3 protein-coding genes are annotated in these 20,446 nt (G+C 65.5%); all 3 read left to right on the forward strand.

The genetic code is table 11. The annotated features are described in order from the left end of the window. Positions 1 to 2 precede the first annotated feature (2 nt). Positions 3 to 13,841 carry an amino acid adenylation domain-containing protein gene (locus ACSHXH_RS17620; protein WP_435673114.1) on the forward strand — a complete coding sequence of 4,613 codons (13,839 nt, stop codon included), beginning with the start codon at positions 3 to 5 and terminating at the stop codon, positions 13,839 to 13,841. 3 nt (positions 13,842 to 13,844) lie between these two features. Further along, positions 13,845 to 15,701, forward strand: a complete 1,857-nt coding sequence (gene asnB, locus ACSHXH_RS17625) for an asparagine synthase (glutamine-hydrolyzing) (RefSeq protein ID WP_435673115.1) — start codon at positions 13,845 to 13,847, stop codon at positions 15,699 to 15,701. A 60-nt stretch (positions 15,702 to 15,761) separates the two neighbouring features. Then, positions 15,762 to 20,446 (forward strand): amino acid adenylation domain-containing protein (locus ACSHXH_RS17630; RefSeq protein WP_435673116.1); only part of this gene is annotated, 4,685 nt, incomplete at its 3' end.

A 20,446-nucleotide genomic window follows, 5' to 3' on the forward strand; every position in this document is an offset into this window, starting at 1 on the left:
ACTTGTGGACGTCCTTTCTGGCTGTCGCCCATGCCGGTGTGGCCACCGTGACCCGGCGCGACTGCGCAGGCGCGGATCTGACTCTGAACGCCGCTGAACTCGAAGAAGTTGCCGCAACGCTCGCGGGTCAGCTGGTGGCGGCGGGGGCGCAATCCGGGGATTGCGTGCTGCTGGTGAACAGCGATCCGATGGCCTTTGTCTGCGGCTTCTGGGCATGTCAGGCTGCGGGTCTGACGGCGGTGGCTATGCCCCCCATGGGCACGGCGGTGCAGGTCGAACGCACCCGCGCCGCCCTGGGCGTTCTGGGCCGGACCTGGGTCCTGACCGAGGATCCCGCGGCGCGCGATGCGCTTGCCGATGCGCCCGAAGTGGTCGGAGCCTTTGTCCTTGCCGGGGATCACTTTGACCGGCTCGAAGGCGTTGTGAACTGCGACACAGCAGACGGCCCGGCGCAGGGCAAGCCGGACCCGGATTCGATTGCGGTTATCATGTTTTCCTCCGGCTCGACCGGCGATCCGAAGGGCGTCGAGCTGAGCCACCGGGCCATTCTGGCGCAGATGACGATGCTGCGGGAGGCGCTGTCGTTAACCGCGCGCGATTGTTTTGTCAATTGGATGCCGATGTCGCACGATTTCGGTCTGTTCCACTTTCACATCCTGCCACTGCTGAGCGGGTTGCCACAGGTTCTGATGGCGACCGAGGATTTCTCCCGACGTCCGGTATCTTGGCTGCGGCTCCTGAATGACCACGGGGGCACCATCACCGGGGCACCCAACGTGGCACTCCAGATGGTGAGCAACCTACTCAAGCCGCAGCGCGCCGCGCAGCTCAATCTGAGCCGGTTGCGCTCTATCACCCTAGGGGCCGAGCCGTTGGATCCGGCGGTGCTACGCACCTTTGCCGACAGGCTGAAGCCAAGCGGGTTCAAACCGTCCGCTTTGTCGCCCGCCTATGGCCTGGCCGAGGCGACGCTGGTCATCGCCATGCGGTCCGGTCTGGAAACCGTGCATGTGGCGCGCCGCTCGCTTGAGACCGGTCAGAAGGTCGCGCCGCTCGCGCCCGATGATCCCGAAGCGGTGGAACTGCCCCTGCTGGGCAGACCGCTCCAAGGGGCCGACCTGCGCATCGTCGACGAAAACGAGGCGTGTTTGTCAAATGACACCGTCGGGCATCTTCAGGTGCGCTGCAATTCCGTGATGCGCGGATATCGCAATCGTCCCGACCAATCCGCGCAGGCGCTGCGCCCCGGGGGCTGGCTCGCGACGGGGGACATCGGGTTCCTGCATCAGGGCGAATTCATCATGGTCGGACGCGCCAAGGATGTCATCATCTCTGGCGGTCGCAACTATCATCCCGCGGATCTGGAACGGATCGCACAGGGCGCCCCGGGTTTGTCGCCCCTTGATCAGGTGGCCATCGTGCAGGGCCGCGGTCCGTCGGGCGGCGGCACCCGAACCATCGCGTTTCTGCGCGGGCGCGGCGTCGCATCGGCGTCCCTGCAGGATGCCATCGCTACCCATGTGGTCGCCCAAAGCGGCGTCGGGCTGGATCATGTACTGATCGTGCGCGATCTGCCCCGCACCACCAGCGGCAAATTGCAGCGCCACGCGCTTGTCCGCGCGTATGAACAGGGGGCCTATGCCGATCAACTTCAGGGTGAATCCGAGGCGGCCCGCGCAGAAGGCGCGGCCCTGCGCCAGGCCATCGGCGATGGCAATGTCTCGGTTGTGGCTGGCCTGATCTGTGAAGAGGCCGCGCGCCTGTCTGCCACGGCGGTCGATCCGTCCGCGGGGCTGATGGATCAGGGTTTGTCATCGCGTCAGGCTGTGGCGCTCTGCGCCCGGTTGGGCAGCTGGCTCGGCCGAGAGGTGTCTATCGCCACGCTTTTTGATCATCCCAGCCCGCGCTCTCTGGCGCAGGCATTGATCCGGGGCGTTTCAGCGGGAACGGATGCGGGCCTTGCAACTGCGATGCCATCTGCCGGGGGCAGCGGCACCCGCCTGGCGGTCATCGGCTATGGCTGTCGCTTTCCGGGCAGTGACACGCCGCAGGCGTTCTGGGATCTGCTGAACACGTCGCGGCCGGTCGTTGCCCCGATCCCAGCGGATCGCTGGTCGCTGGGGCCGGGCGATCCGGTTCTGCCGCCTGCGGCCCTGCTGACTCAGATTGACGGTTTCGACGCCAGCCTTTTCGGTCTTGCCCGGGGCGAGGCAGAGGCGATGAACCCGGTACAGCGACTGCTCTTGCAGGTGCTGTGGCAGGCGCTGGAACATGCCGGGCTGGATGCGACACAGCTGCGTGGTCAGCGTGTCGGGCTGTTTGTCGGCCTCAGCGACTCTGGCCTTGCGACCGGGCGCGGCGAAATCATCGCTGAAGGCGATGCGCTGGCCGCCTATGCCGTCTCGGGCAGCGCGGGCAGCATTGCGGTGGGCCGAATGGCGCATCTGTTCGATTTCCGCGGCCCGGTGATGGCCGTGGATACCGCCTGTTCTTCGTCGATCGTGGCGCTGGATCTGGCAGCTCAGGCGCTGCGGCAGGGCCGGTGCGATCTGGCCATCGCGGGGGGCGCGAACCTGATCCTGTCGCCCGATCTGCACGCCGGTCTGCACCGCATGGGCGCGCTGTCGCCCGACGGTCTTTGCAAGACGTTCGATGCCGCCGCCGATGGCTATGGCCGAGGCGAAGGTGCCGGGCTTGTCGTACTCAAGCGGCTGGACGAGGCGCTAGCCGATTGCGACACCCTGCGGGCTGAACTTCTGGCCACCACCCTGAACCATGACGGCCAGAGCGCCAGCGTCACCGCCCCGAATGGCCGCGCCCAGCGGGATCTGCTGCGCCGCGCGCTGCAAGAGGCGGATCTTGCCGGCGACGACCTGGATTGGGTGGAAACCCACGGCACCGGCACAGCCCTGGGCGACCCGGTCGAGCTTGGGGCGCTGCGGGATGTGCTGCGCGGCAAGGCGGGCAGTTCCCTGCCCATCGGCGCCGTCAAAAGCCGCATCGGCCATCTTGAAGCGGCGGCAGGCATTGCCGGGGTGATCAAGATCCTGCTCGCGCTGGAACATGAATTGGTTCCGCCGGATCGCCCCTGCGACCGGCTGAACGACCGTTTCGACTGGGCGTCCGGCGCCTTGACGCCGATATCGGCGCCGCTGAACTGGTCAGGCCACGGTCGGCGGCTTGCCGGGATCGCGTCCTTCGGGATGAGCGGTACCAACGCCTATGCCATCCTGTCCAGCCCGCCGCCCATACCGATGACTGGGTCGTCGAAAACACCGAACAGGCCGCTGGTGCTGGCGCTTTCGGGTATGAACGAGGCGGCCCTTGCGCCTTTGAAAGAGACCTGGACCACCATACTTGAAGGGGAAACGCCGGAACGCCGCGCTGATCTGGCCGCCGGACAGGCCAGTCGAAGAACCGCCGGTCCCTGCCGCAGCGTCGCCCCGCTGCCCCGTGTCGGCGCAGTTCAGTCCGCTCGGCAGACTCCGCTAGTCCGGACTATGACAGCGCCGCGTCTAATTTTCGCCTATCCGGGGCAGGGGGCGCAATCGGTTGCGATGGGCGTGGACCTTTATCGCATGGAACCGCTGTTTCGCGCCGCTTTCGACGCCGCATCCGATGCCGCTGGGCCAGTGCAGGGCCGAGCGCTGACTGAATGGCTATACAGTGATAGCAAAGCGAATACGGACCGGATCAATCAGACCGACCTGTCGCAACCCGCGCTGGTGGCTTTTGGCTATGCGCTCGGCGAACTCTGGGGCGCGATGGGTCTGCGGCCCGATGCCGTTCTGGGTCACAGCGTTGGCGAGATCGGCGCGGCGCTGGCATCGGGTCAGATCGCGCTGGACGCGGCAATGCGACTGGCGGTGCGGCGCGGGCAGCTGATGCAGGAATTTGCAGGTGCGGGCGCGATGATTGCCCTGCGCGCGGATGAGGACACGGCGCGCAGTCTTATGCACGGTCTGCCCGACACGGTGATCGCTGGCTATAACGGCCCTATGGCGCTGAGCCTGTCTGGCCCCGTCGCGCAGATCGCAGATGTGCAGGCCCGGGCCGAGGCTGCGGGCATCGTCATTGTCCCCATTCGGGTAGGACGGGCATTTCACAGCCCGGCCATGGCGCAGGCCGCCGAAGCCTTGATGGAGGGGCTGGACCTTGGGGCGCAGCCGGGGCATCTGCCTGTCTTTTCCACCCTAAACGGGACACTGGCCGATCCGGGCGCGTTTGGCGCGCCGCACTACTGGCGCGACCAGATGCTGCAACCCGTCCGGTTCCTGCAGGCCGCGCAGGCCGCGACATCCTCTGGCGACGCGATCTGTCTGGAAATCGGACCCGGCGCGCTGCTATCCCGATTGGGGGCGGCGGCGGCACCCGGTACGGTCTGGATCGGCGGCGCCGACACGCAAGAGGCGCTGGCAGAGGCCGCCGGCGCAGTGTGGAGCCATGGCGGAGCGCTCGACTGGGCGCAGTATTTTGGAACACGTGGTGCCTCTGGCGACCAGCTGCCGCGCCATCCGATGGCTGATCAGCAGATGGCGCGCCGTCCTGCCACCGGGACAACCACGCCCCTGGTCACGCCCTTTGTCGCGGGTGCCGTAGCTGCGGCCGAATTGCTGGCATCTGTGGCTGCGCCGAGCCTTACAGACCCTCTGACACCCGAAATCCTGCCGATCATCGCCCGCATTTCAGGCATCGCCGCAGATCAGATTTCCGCCGATGCACCGCTGACGTCCCTGGGACTGGATTCGCTTGGCATGGTTCAACTTCAGCGCGCCCTTTCCTCACGTTTGGGGCTGAAGGTCGAGTTGCGCGACCTGTTCGAAACGGTCGGGACGCCGCGCAAGCTGGCCGATCTGCTGGCGGCCACACGTCCCGCGCCGATCCCGCCCAATCCACCAGCCACTGCCGGTATTGTGGCACCCGGCACCCATCCGGCATCCTCCCCCATGGCCGAGGTGATGCGGGCGCAACTGAAGATGGTCGAGGACGTGATCGCGCGCCAGTTGGAAGCGATGACCGGCTCTATCCCCGCGCCACTGGTGTCAAACCCGCCCTCGGCGCCCATGCCTCGCCCGGCCGGCGCAGAGATCAAGGGGCTGTTCCGCCAGCCGAAAAAGGACTCTTCTGATCTCAGCTCTGCGCAGCACGCGCATGTGGCGGATCTGGCGACGCTATGGAACGCGCGCAGCGCCGGGTCCAAGGCCGCCGCACAGTCCGCCCGTACCCATCTGGCCAACAGCCGCGCGATCTTTGGCTTTGCGCCTGACCTCAAGGAACTGACCTATCCGCTGATGGCCGACCGCGCAGAGGGCGCGCATGTCTGGGATGTAGACGGCAACCGCTATGTCGATGTAACGATGGGCTTTGGTGTCTATCTGTTTGGTCACAAACCGGATTTTGTGACCAATGCCTTGCACGAAGAGCTGGACCGGGGGGCTGCCATCGGTCCCGCGACGCCGCTCGCCGAACAGGTGGCCCAGCGGATCCATGCCCTGACCGGCGCCGAGCGCAGCGCCTTTTTCACCACCGGGACCGAGGCGATCATGTGCGCCGTGCGCATCGCCCGCGCGGTGACCGGCCGGGAAAAGATCGTGGTCTTCAAGGGCGCCTATCACGGGAGCTTTGACGGTGTCCTCGCCACCGGCTGGATCGACGACGACGGCACGCCGCAGGCCGCACCGATGACCGACGGCACGTTGCAGGGCATGGTCGATCCGGTGATTGTGCTGGAATATGGCGACATGGCCGGGCTGGACGTAATCGCCCGCCATGCCGGTGACATCGCGCTGGTGCTGGTCGAACCGGTGCAAAGCCGCAATCCGGAAAACCGTCCGCTCGACTATCTGCGCGCGCTGCGCGAACTGACCCGCGCCCGCGATGTACCGCTGCTGTTTGACGAGGTGATTTCGGGCTTTCGCTTTGCCCCCGGCGGCATGCAGGAGTTGTTCGGTATAGAGGCGGATCTGGTCACCTATGGCAAGGTGCTGGGCCACGGTCAGCCGATCGGGGTGCTGTCCGGGTCGGCGCGCTACATGAATGCTGTGGATGGTGGCGCCTGGCGCTATGGCGACGACAGCGCCCCGGGCACACGCACCGCCTTTGTCGCGGGCACGTTCAACGGTCATCCGATGGCGCTAGCCGCCGCGCGCGCCGTGCTGGACCATATCCGCGATGCGGGCGCCGACATCTCTGCCAAACTTGCCGCACGCACCGAGGCGATGTGCCAAACACTGGATACACTGTTCCTGGCCGAGGATGTGCCGGTGCGGATGGAGCGGTTCGGGTCGCTGTTCCGCTTCAACTATGGCCCGGGGGCCGAGATCCTGAACACACACCTGCTCAACAACGGGGTGTTTGTCTGGGAACAGCGCAACTGTTTCTTGTCGACCGCGCATGACCACGAAGATGTGGCCCTGATCGTCCGGGCCGCAGCGCAGGGCATTGCAGCAATGAAGGCGGCAGGCTGGTTCGGGGCGGCGACGCCGTCGGGAACCCCGGCGCAATTGGCTGCCAGCGCCGGAGAGATGGCGTTGCGGCGGCGGGCCGGGATGGTTCGGCCGGGAACCTGGACTGATGTTGTCCTGTTGCGGCTGGGGCCTGCGCGCCGCGCGCCCGGGGAGGTCGCCACCGCATGGGCACAGGTTTGCCGACGGCACCCGGCCCTGCGCGCCTGTCTTGCCCCAGACGGCACCCGGCGCATCGGGGATGCCGCCGCCGCACCGTTCGAGGCCCGCGCCCTGGACACCGGCACAGGCGGGTTCGACGATGCTCTGGACGATTGGGCTGCGCAGGCGCTTGGGCATGTCTTTGCCTTTGACCGCGCGCCACTGCGGCTGTCACTGCTTGAGGGCGGTGAACAAGCCCTGGCCCTCACCAGCAGCCATCTGGGTTTTGACGGATGGTCACTCGCGCTGCTCCTGAGCGAGTTGAGCCAGATCCTTGACGGCGACACCCCTGACCCGGTGGATGCGCCGGACAGCTATCGCCAATGGGAACAGGAAACGGCATTCTTTCGGAGTGACACGCAGCCCCTGCCGCTCGCGCTTCCGGTGGACGGACCCGACCCCGAGGCAGATGCCCCGCGCGGACAACGCGAAACTCGTACCGATATTGCGCCGCTCTATGCAAAGATCGCACAGGTTGCGCGCGCGGCGGGCATCACGCCTCTGGCCGCGTTCATGGCACCCTATGTGGCGCTTCTGGGCTGGCTCAGCGGACAGAGCCGGATCACCGTCGGCGTGCCGGTCGCCGGGCAGGCGTTGTCGGGGTGTCTGAACCTGGTCGGCAACCTCAGCTTTGTGCGGCCTGTCAGCGTCGATCTGATGCCCGACATGACCCTTATCGAACTGGGTCGCCAACTGCATTCAAACCTCCTGCAACCCGGATCCCGCCCACCGCTGGACGGCCTGCCCGAACGCCATGCCTTGTTCAATCTCGACGGACCGATCGGGCTGGGGCAGGGTCTTGCCGGGGCCAGATTGCATCCGACGCCGATCTGCGGCGCGCGCGCCGATCTGTTTATGAATCTGCTGCGGATCGGCGATCAGGTCGTGCTGGACCTTGACTGGAACAGCGATCGGTTTTCGACGCAGACTGCGGGCGGTTGGCTTGCAGGCTATCTGGCCTTGGCCCAACGCTTTGCGACTGAGGATCTGACTCTGGCCGAGGCGTTCCGCCTGCTAAAATCGGACCTGCCCCGGCAGCAGCCTGCGCTATCCGCCATGGAGCCGGATCGGAACGGCACCGATCATCCCCCCGCCCGTGGTGACGCGAGCCCGGTCCGTGCCCTGACGGCGACCGAGGCTGCGCTGGCAGATATCTGGGAAGAACTGCTTGGCACCTCCGTCACCACGCCGGATGCGGATTTTCTGGATCTGGGGGGCAGCAGTCTGCAGGCTGTGCGCCTGCTAGGACGGATCACTGCACAGTTCGGCACCGGGGTCAGTCTTGATTGGGTCTTTGTCACGTGCCGTCTGAGCGACATGGCCGCCGCGCTGGACGCCCGCACACCCGACACCGCCGACGTGCCGTCGGAGCGGACCCGAGCCGATCGCGTGCCCGCCCTGCCACAGCAACAGCAATTGCATCTTCTGGCAGCGGTCAGCGATGCCGGTCCGGCCTACAACATCTGCCTGAGGCTTGATTTTGCCCACAGTCTTGCGGCGAACGTGCTCGCCCGCGCGATGCGGCAGGTCGCCCAGAGGCATGCCAGCCTGCGCACCAGTTTTGACTGGGGCGAGGATCAGCTCGATCAGGTGATCACGGCTGAACCCGCTGCGGACCTCGAGCCCGAACAACTGATCCCCGGCGATGAAGAGGCAGCGGCGCTGGACGCCTTTGCCCAACGTCCGTTTGCCGATGATGGCGCGCCGCTCTGGCGGATCGGTCTGCTCGACCGCGCCGATTCGGGCAGCACACTGGTTCTGGTCCTGCATCATATTGTCAGCGATGCCTGGTCCGCCGAGATCATGGTGCGCGATCTGCTGGACGCCTACCAACGCGATCTGCTGTCAGCGGACCCCCTGCCGATGCTGAGGCAGGATTATCCCGATCATGCCCTTTGGGTCGCGGCGGCACAGCAGTGGCGGGGCGCAGCGCTGAACTACTGGCGGACTTGCGCCGCGCAGGCCCCCGCGCTGACCGTAATGCCGGGGGATCATCCCCGCCCGGCAGTCAAATCATTTGCCGGGGCACGGGCAAGCCGCCGGCTGCCAGACGCGCTTTTGCGCCGGATGCAGCGGCGCGCGCGCGAATTGCGGACGACGTCGTTCCAGATGGTGCTGGCCGCGCTGGCGACCCATGTGGCAGAGGTGCTCGACCAACGTGAACTGGTGATCGGGACCGTCAGCGCGGGTCGCAGCCGTCCCGGCATGGACAAGGTGATCGGCTTTTTCGCCAATACCCTGCCGCTCTGCCTGGATCTGCCGCAGGGACAAAGCGGCGCGGAACGGATCGCCTTGATCCGCGCGGCCCTGCTTGGCGCTGCCGCCCATGACCTTGTCAGCCTGCAAGAGATCGTGGCCGACCTTGGCCTGCGGCCTGATCCGTCGGCCAACCCCCTGTTCGAGATCTGCGTCACCCATGACGACCGACGCGGGCTGGCGCAGATGGGTGCCGAACTTGGCTTTGACTTTGCCGAGATGGTGTTGCCGACCACACAGTTCGACCTGTCGTTTTATGTGATCGAAACGGGGCAAGATGTGACGCTGGATGTCACCTTTGCCACGGCGATCCATACCGAGGCGCGGATCGAGGCACTGCTGGACGACATCCTGACCGTACTGGAACGCATTTGCGACAAACCCGACGGACCGGCGGATTGGATTCCGAAGGCAGAGGCGGCGCGTTCGCCCCAAGGTCCTGCCGCGCGCCGCCTGACCGCCGCTAAGCCCCGCGTGCCAGAGCCGACGGCGCTGCAAAAACGCCTGTGGTTCGTGGACCGTTTCGAAAACGGTGTGCTCTATGACGCGGCGCCGAGCTATTACAACATGGCGGCGCAGTATGCCCTGGACCCTGCCGTGACCCCTGCCATGCTTGACCAGCGGCTTGCACAGCTTTGTGAGCAGGTTCCTAGCTTAAGCATCGCCTTTGACATGCAGGCCGATCAGCCGCTCTGCACTGTCGTTGCGCCCGAATTGCAGCCTTGCTGCGATCTGGCCCCGGAGGAGGTCGATGCCTTTGTCGATGCACCCTTTGACCTGGCAGCTGCCGCGCTGCTACGCGCGGCGCGGGTGGCGCGGCCCGATGATACCTTCCGCCTTTTGCTGGTCGTGCATCACATTATCACCGATCTGCACGGGCTTGATCAGCTTGCCGCTGCGCTGTTAGAGGGTTCGTTCCCACCGGAACTTATGTCGGTCAATACCGGACCATTGATTGCGCAAACGAACGTGGAAACTGAACTGGCCTACTGGCGCGCGACGCTGGGGGCCAATCCGCCGCGGCTCTTGCTTCCGGTGGATCATGCCCGCGCTGCGGTACATGTCTTTGGACGCGGGAGCACCACCGTTCACCTCGACGCCGAGGCCTGTAGGGCCCTTGACGTCTGCGCCACCAAACTCAACGTGTTGCCCGACGACCTGATCCTCGCCGGTCTGGTCGCGCTGCTGCATCGGCTGAGTGGTCAGGACAGCATCGTTCTGGGACAGACCTGCCCGCGCGCAGGCACCGGCCTTGCGGCGCATGACAATCTGGTGACGCTGAACATCGCCGTGAACGCAGAGCAGAGCACACAGGACATGATCGCCGCAATCGCCCGGCATGCGCGGCAGGCCGAAAGCCATGGTCAGACAGATTTCGACGCGGTCGTTCTGGATCTGCGGCCCGAAAACGACATGAGCCGCACCGCGCTGTTCGACATCCTCATGGTGCGCGATTCCGCGACCGCGCAGCGCTGCACGCCCGGGGCGATCGGCTGGGGGAAATACGATCTGGTGCTGGCTCCGCTGCGGCGCACAGATGGGAGCCTGGATCTGGGCCTGACGTTCAATACCTGCCTGTTCGAACCGGAAACCATCCGTCACTGGGGCGACATGCTGGCGCATTTGCTGCGTATCCTGCCGCAAAGCGGCGACCAGATCTTTGACATGCTGCCGCTGATGCCTGACACAGCCGTTGCTCCACTGATTGCCGCAGGCGCGCCGCGCCGCAGCGGCGGGGATGGGCCCTTTGGTTCGGTGCCCGAAGCGCTGACTGCTGCCGCCGAGGCCCATCCTGACGCCACGGCCCTGCGCGATGCGGCGGGCTGTACCACTTACGGCGCGCTTGTGACGGACGCGCGGACCCTGGCGCATCGGCTGGTCGCCGAAGGTGTGGAACGCGGCGACCGAGTGGCGGTGCTGCTGCCACGCGGGTCCGGTTATGTGCGGGCCATGCTCGCCGTGATGCAGGCAGGGGCGGCTTTTGTTCCGCTGGACATGCAGGCGGCACGCGACAGGACGGCGCATATCCTCGAAGATGCCGATGCGCGCTGCGTTCTTATAAGTGGGGATGCGGGCGCGGATCTGCTGCCGCCGGACATCACACTGCTGGATATCGACGCGTCCCCCCCGGCCGAGGGCGTGCGCCCTGCGCTGCCGGAACTGACCGGTGCGGATGCGGCATACGTCATTTTCACCTCCGGATCGACTGGGCGGCCCAAGGGCGTGGTTGTCGAACATCGCAACCTTCTGGCGCTGGTGCTGGGGCAGGGCGGGATCTATCCAATTGCGCCCGGTGACCGCTGGAGCTGGTTCCACTCTCCGGCCTTCGACTTTTCCGTGTGGGAGGTCTGGGGCGCATTGTTGACGCAGGGCGAAGTGGTGGTGATTCCGGACGCCGCGCGCACTGATATGGCCGCCTTCAGGCAGGTTCTGGCCAAGCAAGGAGTGACGCAACTCAGCCTGACGCCTTCGGCCTTTCGCGCTCTGTCGGATCTGGAGTTGAGCACCCCCGGCGGCGCACTTGCCATCCGGGCGGTCTGGTTCGGAGGCGAGGCGCTGACTCCGGCTGTCTTGCAGCCCTGGGCGCAGCGTTATCCGGACTGTCGGCTGATCAACCTGTTCGGCATCACCGAAACGACGGTGCACACCACATTCCGCCCGCTGACCCAGGCAGATCTGCACCGCAGCGACAGCCTGATCGGCGCGCCGCTGCCCAGCTACGGGTTGACCATCCGCGACGCCGCCCTGCGCCCGGTGCCCGCGGGAATCCAGGGCGAAATCGTGGTCAGTGGTTCGGGTGTGGCGCGCGGCTATCTGGACCAGCCCGCGCAGACGGCGGCGCGGTTTGTGGACGACCCCCATGATCCCGGCGTGCGGCTATACCGGTCGGGCGATCTGGGCCGGATGGGCCTTGACGGAGAGGTCACCTATCTGGGGCGGGCCGACGATCAGGTAAAACTGCGCGGCTATCGTATCGAACTGGGCGAAGTGGAAAGCGGCCTGAGCAGCCATGCACAGGTGCGTGCGGCCGCCGCGGGCGTGCTGGGCGATCACGGCAGCGACGCAATTCTGGCGGTCTGGATTACGCTTGAGGGACCAGTTGACCCGGATGCGTTGAACGCCCATCTGGCGGCAGTCCTGCCGGCCTACATGATCCCGCGCCGGATCTTCGTGGTAGACTCCCTGCCGCTGACCCTGAATGGCAAGATCGACCGCAAGGCGCTGCGGGGCATGACCGACTGTCCGCTGGGGGCCGACGGTGATGCCGCGCCGCCGCGTCCCGGATTGGAGACGCGGATTGCCGAAATCCTGTGCGGGCTGCTGGCCCGGCCGACGATGACGCGCACCGACAGTTTCTTTGCGCTTGGTGGGCATAGCCTCATGGCGAACAAGGCTGTGCTGCGGCTGCGTGCGCAGCTTGGCATGACTCTGAGTTTGCGGGATTTCTTTGCCGCGCAAAGCGTGGCAGCCTTGGCGGCCCTTGGCGCGGACGAGCCCGCAGCGACAGATCCGACAATCCGACCGGTGCCGGATTCCGCGGGCTATCTGCTGTCATCGGCGCAGACCCGGCTATTTGCGACGCAGACCGCGCAACCGGACTCGGCTGCCTACAACATGGTTGGGGGCTTCATCATCGACGGGGCGCTGAACCGCGATGCGCTGGCCCAGGCCTTCGTCGACATGATCAACCGTCATGAGATTCTGCGCACCAGGTTCGTGACCCGCACAGGTGTGCCTGAACAAGTCATAGACCCGCCGATCACTGCTTTCGATCTGTTCGACCTCACGCTCGCACCGGGCAACACCGAAACGGCGATTGCTCAGGCGCTTGACCCCGAATTCGCGCATGTCTTTGATCTGGCCCGCGGGCCTCTGCTACGCGCAGGTCTGGGACAGCTGGATGCCGACAGCTGGCTGCTGGTGCTGAACCTGCATCACATCATTTCCGACGGGTGGTCTGTGCCGATCATGATGGCGGATCTGTCGGCCTTTTATGCCATCCGCACGGGGGCGGTGGACGCGGAACTGCCAGGACCTCTTGCCATTCAATACCGAGACTTTGCCTGCTGGCAGGCGACCGAACCCGCGTCGGCTGCCGTCGATGCAGCTATGGAACACTGGACCGAGAGACTCGGAACGGAGGCATCTGTGGCCAGCCTGACGACCGATGCGCCGCGACCGGCCCAGCGGTCGGGGTCCGGGCAGATGGGGCGCCACAGGCTGGACGCTGCGACCAGCGCCGCGCTGCGCGCGCAACTGTCGCGCACCGGGTCCACCCTGTTTTCCGTCTGTGCGGCGGCACTGCATATCCTGCTGCGGCTGCGCGGCGCGGGCGACGGGCCAACGGTGATCGGTACGGCAGATGCCGGCCGCGACGTGATCGAGACCGAAGATCAGCTTGGCTTTTACCTCAACCTGGTACCGCATGTCCTGGATCTGGGCGCGGACAAGTCGCTGGCTGGCTGGCTGCACGCCGCCACGACAGAAACCGGGGCCATGCTGGGCCACAAGAGTGCCCCGTTCGAAAGGATGCTGAACGCCCTGGGATTGCGGGCGGAACCGGGGCACAATCCGGTCTTTGACATCCTGTTGCTGGTGCAGAACAACGCCGCCACGGGCCAGAGCCTGGGGCCGCTGGGTCTGCGCGTCCTTCCGGATCAGACCCGCACCGCGCGTTATGATCTGAACCTCATGGTCGAGGATCGCCACGAAATAGAACTGGTTCTGGAATATGACACCGCCCTGTTCAACAGCGATACGATGAAGTGGTTTCTTGAGGATTTCGCGCGGCTGCTGAACGGGTTCGTACAGACGCCAGACCGCAGCCCGCTGGACCTGATGGGCACCACGGACAACGTGAAGGCGGATCAGGCACAGGGATTGCTGGATGCCGACGACCCACTGCTCGGGGCGCTCTGAACCATGTGTGGAATTGCCGGGATCTATCGCCCTTCCGGGCTGACAGAGGCTGACAGGGCGGTCCTGCCCGCCATGCTGGGTGCCATCCGCCACCGCGGCCCCGACGAAGAGGGACAGTTCATCGCGGACCGGGTCGCCCTGGGTTGCCGACGCCTGTCGATCATCGACCTCGCCGACGGGCAGCAGCCGATGTTTGCCGCCGATGGCCAGATTGCCTCTGTCGCCAATGCCGAAATTTATAACCACGACGCGCTGCGCGCCGAACTTGCCGGGCAGGGCGCACGCTTTTTCAGTCGCTGCGATGTGGAGGTGATCCCGCATCTGTATGCCCGCGACGGGCTTGACCTCGCGCGGGCGTTAAACGGCCAGTTCGCCTTTGCAGTTTATGACACCACGCGCGACCGGCTGGTTCTTGGGCGCGACCAGACCGGCATCGCGCCGCTGTTCTGGGCGCGGATCGGGGACGGAATCCTGTTCGGCTCGGAAATCAAGGCGATGCTTGCGCATCCGGAAATGCCACGCCATCTGGATCCGGCCGGGCTTGACCAGATCCTGACCTATCCCGGGCTTGTCAGCCCGCGCACGATGTTTCAGGGTGTACAGGCGCTTCGCCCCGGGCATCTGCTGGTGATCGAGGGCGGATCCCCGCGCGAGGTCAAATACTGGGACTATGATTTCCCGACAGAGCCGATGGCACAGGCGGATGAACCCGCCCTGCTGGATGAACTGGACGCCGCCCTGCGCGGTGCGGTGGCGCGGCGGCTGGTCGCGGATGTGCCGGTCGGGGTCTACATCAGCGGCGGGCTGGATTCGGCGCTGATCGCGGCGCTTGCACATCAGATCGCCCCCGATACGGTGCGCCATTCGTTTTCCATCACCTTTCCGGACCGCACCATCGACGAAGCACCCTGGCAGGCGCTGGTGCGCGACCAGATCGGCTCGATTCACCACGAGGTTTCCTTCAGCGAAGACGACATCCTGCAGAACCTGCGCCAGATCATCGTCTCGGGTGAAACCGCCCTGAAGGAAAGCTATAATGCCTGCACCCTTGTGCTCGCCCGGCTGGTGGCGGCCGAAGGCATGCGGGTGGTTCTGACGGGCGAGGGCGCGGACGAGTTGTTCGGCGGCTACGTTGGCTACCGGTTGGACCTGACCCGCGACTCCGGGTTCTGCGATGACATCGAAGAGATGATTGAGGAAGAAACCCGCGCCAGGCTCTGGGGCGACGGCGGGTTCTTTTACGAACGGGATTATGCGGCGAATGCCGACCTGACCGACGCGCTTCTGTCAGACACGCTTCTGGCGCGCCGGGCGGATTTTTCGGCGCTGTCCACGTCGCCGGTGGATCAAGCACAGTTGGCTGGGCGCAGCCCTTTTCACAAACGGTCGTACCTTGACCTCAAACTGAGGCTACCTGATCACCTGCTGGCGGATCATTCCGACCGGGTGGCCTATTGCGCAAGTGTCGAGGCGCGCTATCCGTTTCTGGACCCCAACGTCATCGACGTGGCGCGCCGGATTCCGCCTGCGCTGATGCTGAAGGGTGGCGAAGAAAAATACATGCTCAAGTCGCTGGGGGCGCGTTATCTGCCGCCCGAACTGTGGCAGCGGCGCAAGTTCAGCTTTGTCGCCCAAGGCAGCCCGCACCTGCTGCGCCGCGGGCAGGATTGGGTTATGGACCTACTGGCGCCGGAAACGATCCGGCGGCGTGGCGTCTTCAATCCCGACACCGTGGCGCGATTGCGGGCACAATACGAAAGCCCGGATTTCGAACTGAGCCAGACGTTCGAGGACGATTACCTTATGATTGTCCTGACGACCGAAATTTTGATGGATGCGTTCGACCTGACCGTCGCCTGAGGCCCCGGAATTATGAATCGCCGCGCGAGCGGTACCAGACATGTACACAAGGCTTACCAAATGCTCGATTTCCGCCAAGCGATCCTGACCCTGGCCCAGCAATCCCCCGAAACGGCGGCGATCATCGACGCAGGCGGGGTGCTGACCCGCAACGATTTGGCGCTGCGGTCCGGGGGTGTGGCGGCCTGGGTATCGGCGCTGCCTGCCGGGGCTGGCAAGGCGCGGATCATCGCCATTCTGGCCCCTGCGGGTTCAGCGCAGATTACGGCCATGCTGGGCGTTGCAGCCAGCGGTGCCGCCTTTATGCCGATCGACCCGGACCTGCCGACGGCACGTATCCGCGCCATGCTTGACCGCGCCGCAGCGGTGGGCCTGCTGCACACCGAAGATCTGGATGAACAGGCCGGCGACTTGGCGTCCGATCTGCCCCGCGCATCGCTGGAACAGATCGCCCTCGCGCCGCTGGAACTGGCCCCGATGCGCCCCGATGCGGCGGCCTATGTGATGTTCACGTCGGGTTCGACCGGGGCCCCAAAGGGCATTCTGGGCCGCTACAAAAGCCTGAACCACTTCTTGACATGGCAGCGCGACAGCTTTGCGCTGGACGCCACTACGCGCAGCGCGCAACTGGCCCCGGTCACCTTTGATGTCAGCCTGCGGGATGTCCTGCTGCCACTGGCACTGGGTGGCGTCGTCACCGTACCGTCGCGCGATCTGATCGCGGTACCGCGAAGACTGCTGGCCTGGCTGAGCGATCACGAGGTAACGCTGCTGCATTGCGTGCCCAGCGTGCTGCGACTGCTGACCTCGGAACTGGCGCTGACGCCGGACGCGGACCGCGTGACGCCAATGGCACTGCGCCATCTGTTTCTCGCCGGAGAGCCGCTATTGGGCCGCGATGTCAAGGCGTGGCGCGCCGTCACCGGGGGAGCGGAAACCGCCATCGTCAATCTTTATGGCCCCTCCGAAACCACGCTGGCCAAGGTATTTTCCCGCGTCGGCCCGGACTCGGATCTGCCCGACGGGATGCTGCCCATTGGTCAGAGCCTGCCTGACACCGACGTGCTGATCCTCAAGCCTGACAGGATTGCCGTGCCGGGCGAGATCGGCGAAATCTGTATCCGCACCGGATTCCCTTCACTGGGTTACCTCAATGATCCCGAGGCGACCCGCGCCGGATTTCAGCGAAATCCCTTTGGCACCGAGGCGAACGACATCCTCTATCGCAGCGGCGACATGGGGCGAAGGCGCCCCGACGGGCAGATCGAATGCCTTGGTCGGCGCGACAGCCAGGTCAAGATCGCCGGCAACCGCGTCGAAGGGGCCGAGGTCGAAGCCACCCTGCGCGGCCTACCCGGCATCACGGCCTGCGCGGTGGTGATCAACCGCGACGATCCGGCCGATCCATTTCTGGTGGCCTATGTGACCGGAGTCGACGCCACGGACGCGCTGCGCGACGATTTGCGCGACACGTTGCCGGAATACATGCTGCCCCGTTTCATTGTGCCGCTTGCCGCGTTGCCAACGCTGATGAACGGCAAGATAGACAAGCGGGCGCTGCCCCGCCCTGAGGCTTTGGTCCACGGTGCTGCGGGGGCGGTGCCCGCCGACACCGCAACCGAACGGCGGATAGAGACGATCTGGCAGCAGATCCTCGGGCTGGACACCGTCGGGGTCGAGACGCCCTTTGCCAATCTTGGCGGAGATTCCCTGCGGGCGATCAAGGTTCTGGGCGCGATCTACCGCGAAACGGGCGTCGAGCTGCGCATCGCGGATTTCTTTGCCGCCCGCACGATACGAGGTCTGGCCACACTGCTTGATAGCGCCGATACCGGAATCAGAAACGCAATGACGACGATCCCGCAGGCCCCTGCCGCCGCGCATGATCCGCTGTCGGATGCGCAGGAACCGCTGTGGGCGATGCAGAAGATCGGCCTCGATCCAAGCGTCTACAACCTCTGTTTCGGGTTCCGCGCCGAGGCTGGCCTCGACATGCCGCGGTTCGAGCGGGCCTTTGCCCATCTGATCCAGAGCCACGAAATTCTGCGCACCCGGATCGAGGAAATCGACGGCACCCCAAGATCAGTGATCCTGCCCGACCCCGGATTTCGCATCGAAACCCGTGTGCTGCCCGACGATCTGAACTTTGATCAGGCCTCAAAGGATTTGCTGCGCCACGAACGGCAGCGACCATTCGATCTGGGGGTGGCGCCGCTTGTGCGGGTTGTGGCCGCACAGGGCGCGGGCAGCGGGCCGGTGTTTCTGGTGATCTCATTCCACCACGCCATCTGCGACGGTGAATCGTTGAACACCGTGGTCGATCAGATCGGGCAGGCCTATGCCTCCGATGCGCCCCTGCCCGTGCCCGCGCTGCAATATCGAGATGTCATCGCCTGGCAGGCCGAACGCCTGGCTGGCCCCGAGGCCACGCGCTTGCGACAGTTCTGGAAAACATCTCTGGACGGCGCCCCCCGCGCCATCGACCTGCCCGAGGCACAGCCACGTCCCGCCCGTCAGCAGTTTCGCGGTGCCACGCTGCGGCACGATTTGCCGGGCCATCTGGCCCATGATCTGACCGCTTTGGCGCGGGACCACGACAGCAGCCTGTTCAACACCTTGCTTACCGGGATGGCCATTGCGCTGGATCAGCGCGCAGATCAGCCCGACATGGTGATCGCGACGCCGGTGCTGGGCCGCAATCACCCTGATCTGGCCGATCAGATCGGCTTCTTTGCCAATACCCTCTGCCTGCGGGTGACGCTCGACCGGAACGCCTGCGTCGGCGATAGTTTGCGGCAGGTGACAGGGCGGGCGCACGCGGCGCTTGACCATCAGGACTGGCCTTTCAACCGGCTGGTTGCTGATCTGAACGAACCGCGCGATCTGTCGCGCAATCCTGTCTGCAACGTCATGCTGGTGCTGTTTGACGCCGACCGCCCCGAACTGGATCTGCCGGGCGTGACGCTGACACCGTTTGGCCGCGACACGGAATGGGCGTTCAGCCGGTTCGATCTGGTCTTTCACGTCACCCATGACAGCCGCACAGGCGCGCTTGTGCTGGACCTGAACCACGATACGGCGTTGTTTGACAGTGCCCAGATCGCGCGAATCGCACGGCATTTCCAGACCGTCCTGGAACAGATGGCCACCTCACCCGACCGCGCCATCGGTGCGCTGTCGCCCTTTGACGCGGCGCAGGCGTCTTTGATCGCCGCGCTAGACCGCAGCGATCGGGCCGCTGACGATGCCACCCTGACCGCGCTGTTCACAAAGGTTGTGCAGGCAACGCCTGATGCCATAGCGGTCGAGGATGACCACACCACCCTGAGTTATGCCGCCCTAGATCACTGGTCGAACGGCATCGCGCAGGATCTGGTCGCGCGCGGCGTTGGGCTGGACCGGACAGTCGCCGTGACCGGCGCGCGTTCCGCTGCCGGGGTTGCCGCGATCCTCGGGATTCTCAAGGCAGGTGGCGCCTGGGTGGCGCTTGACGAACGCTGGCCGTGGGCGCGAAGGGATGCCGTTCTGCGCGATTCCGGCGCGATGATCATGGTTCATGCCAACACGGCGGACCCGTCACCGCAGGCCTTGCGGGTGCAGGATGTCGCCCCTACTGAGGTGGCGACGGACCGCGCTGACCCGGCAGGACTGGCCTATGTGGTCTTTACCTCAGGCTCGACCGGCAAACCCAAGGGCGTGATGATCGAACACCGCGCTGTGACCAACATGCTGCGTCAGCAAATCGCCGCCTTTGACGTCACCAGCGACAGCCATGTCCTGCAATTTGCCGCGCCAGTGTTCGATGCGCATGTGTCCGAAGTCTTTGTCACCCTTCTTGGGGGCGGGCGGCTTGTCATTCCGTCGCGCGGGGCGCTGGAACATCCAGCAATGCTCAAACGTGTGATGGCCGATCATGGCATCACCCATGTCACACTGCCGCCCAGCTTTCTGGATGTGGCGCGGGATGTGTTGCCCGAAACGCTGAAGGTGCTGGTCACCGCAGGAGAGGCCGCACGGCCCGAAGAAACCCGCCGCCTGTCCAACCGGCTGCGCCTGATCAATGCCTATGGACCTGCGGAAAACGCGGTTTGTTCGACGATGCACCAGGTCGATCCGCAGGATCCGGCCACGGCGGTCCCAGTCGGTTTGCCCATCGACGGCACGGGTCTCGCGCTTCTGGACGGTTCGGGACGGCCCGTCCCGCTTGGCGTGCCGGGCGAAATCATGCTGCACGGCGCAGGGCTCGCGCGCGGTTATCTCGGGCAGGCAGAGCGGACGGCAGCGGCCTTTGTCGCGGCGGATGTGCCCGGCGGGCGGCGCTATGCGACCGGCGATATCGCCACCCTGCGGGACGATGGCGCGGTGGTGTTCCTGGGCCGTCGTGACGACCAGATCAAGGTTTCTGGCCAGCGACTGGAACTGGCCGAGGTCGAAGCACAGTTGAACGCAGCACCAGATGTGGCGCGCGCCATCGCAGCACCCATCACCGGGCCAGAGGGGCGTACCACGCTGGCCGCCTGGGTTCTCAAGGCACCGGGCAAGGCCAGCCTCTGGCCGTCGGTGGCCGAATTTTTCGTCTATGACGACGTGGTCTATCAGGCGATGGCCGGCGACCGGGGCCGCAACGCCCGCTATGGCGAAGGGTTCCAGCGCCACCTGCCCGGGCAGACCGTGCTTGAGGTCGGGCCCGGACCCTATGCCATCCTGTCGCGCATGGCCGTGGAGGCGGGCGCGCGACATGTCTA

Source organism: Marivita sp. (genome assembly GCF_051251565.1).
In the GTDB taxonomy this organism is placed as follows: Bacteria; Pseudomonadota; Alphaproteobacteria; order Rhodobacterales; family Rhodobacteraceae; genus Marivita.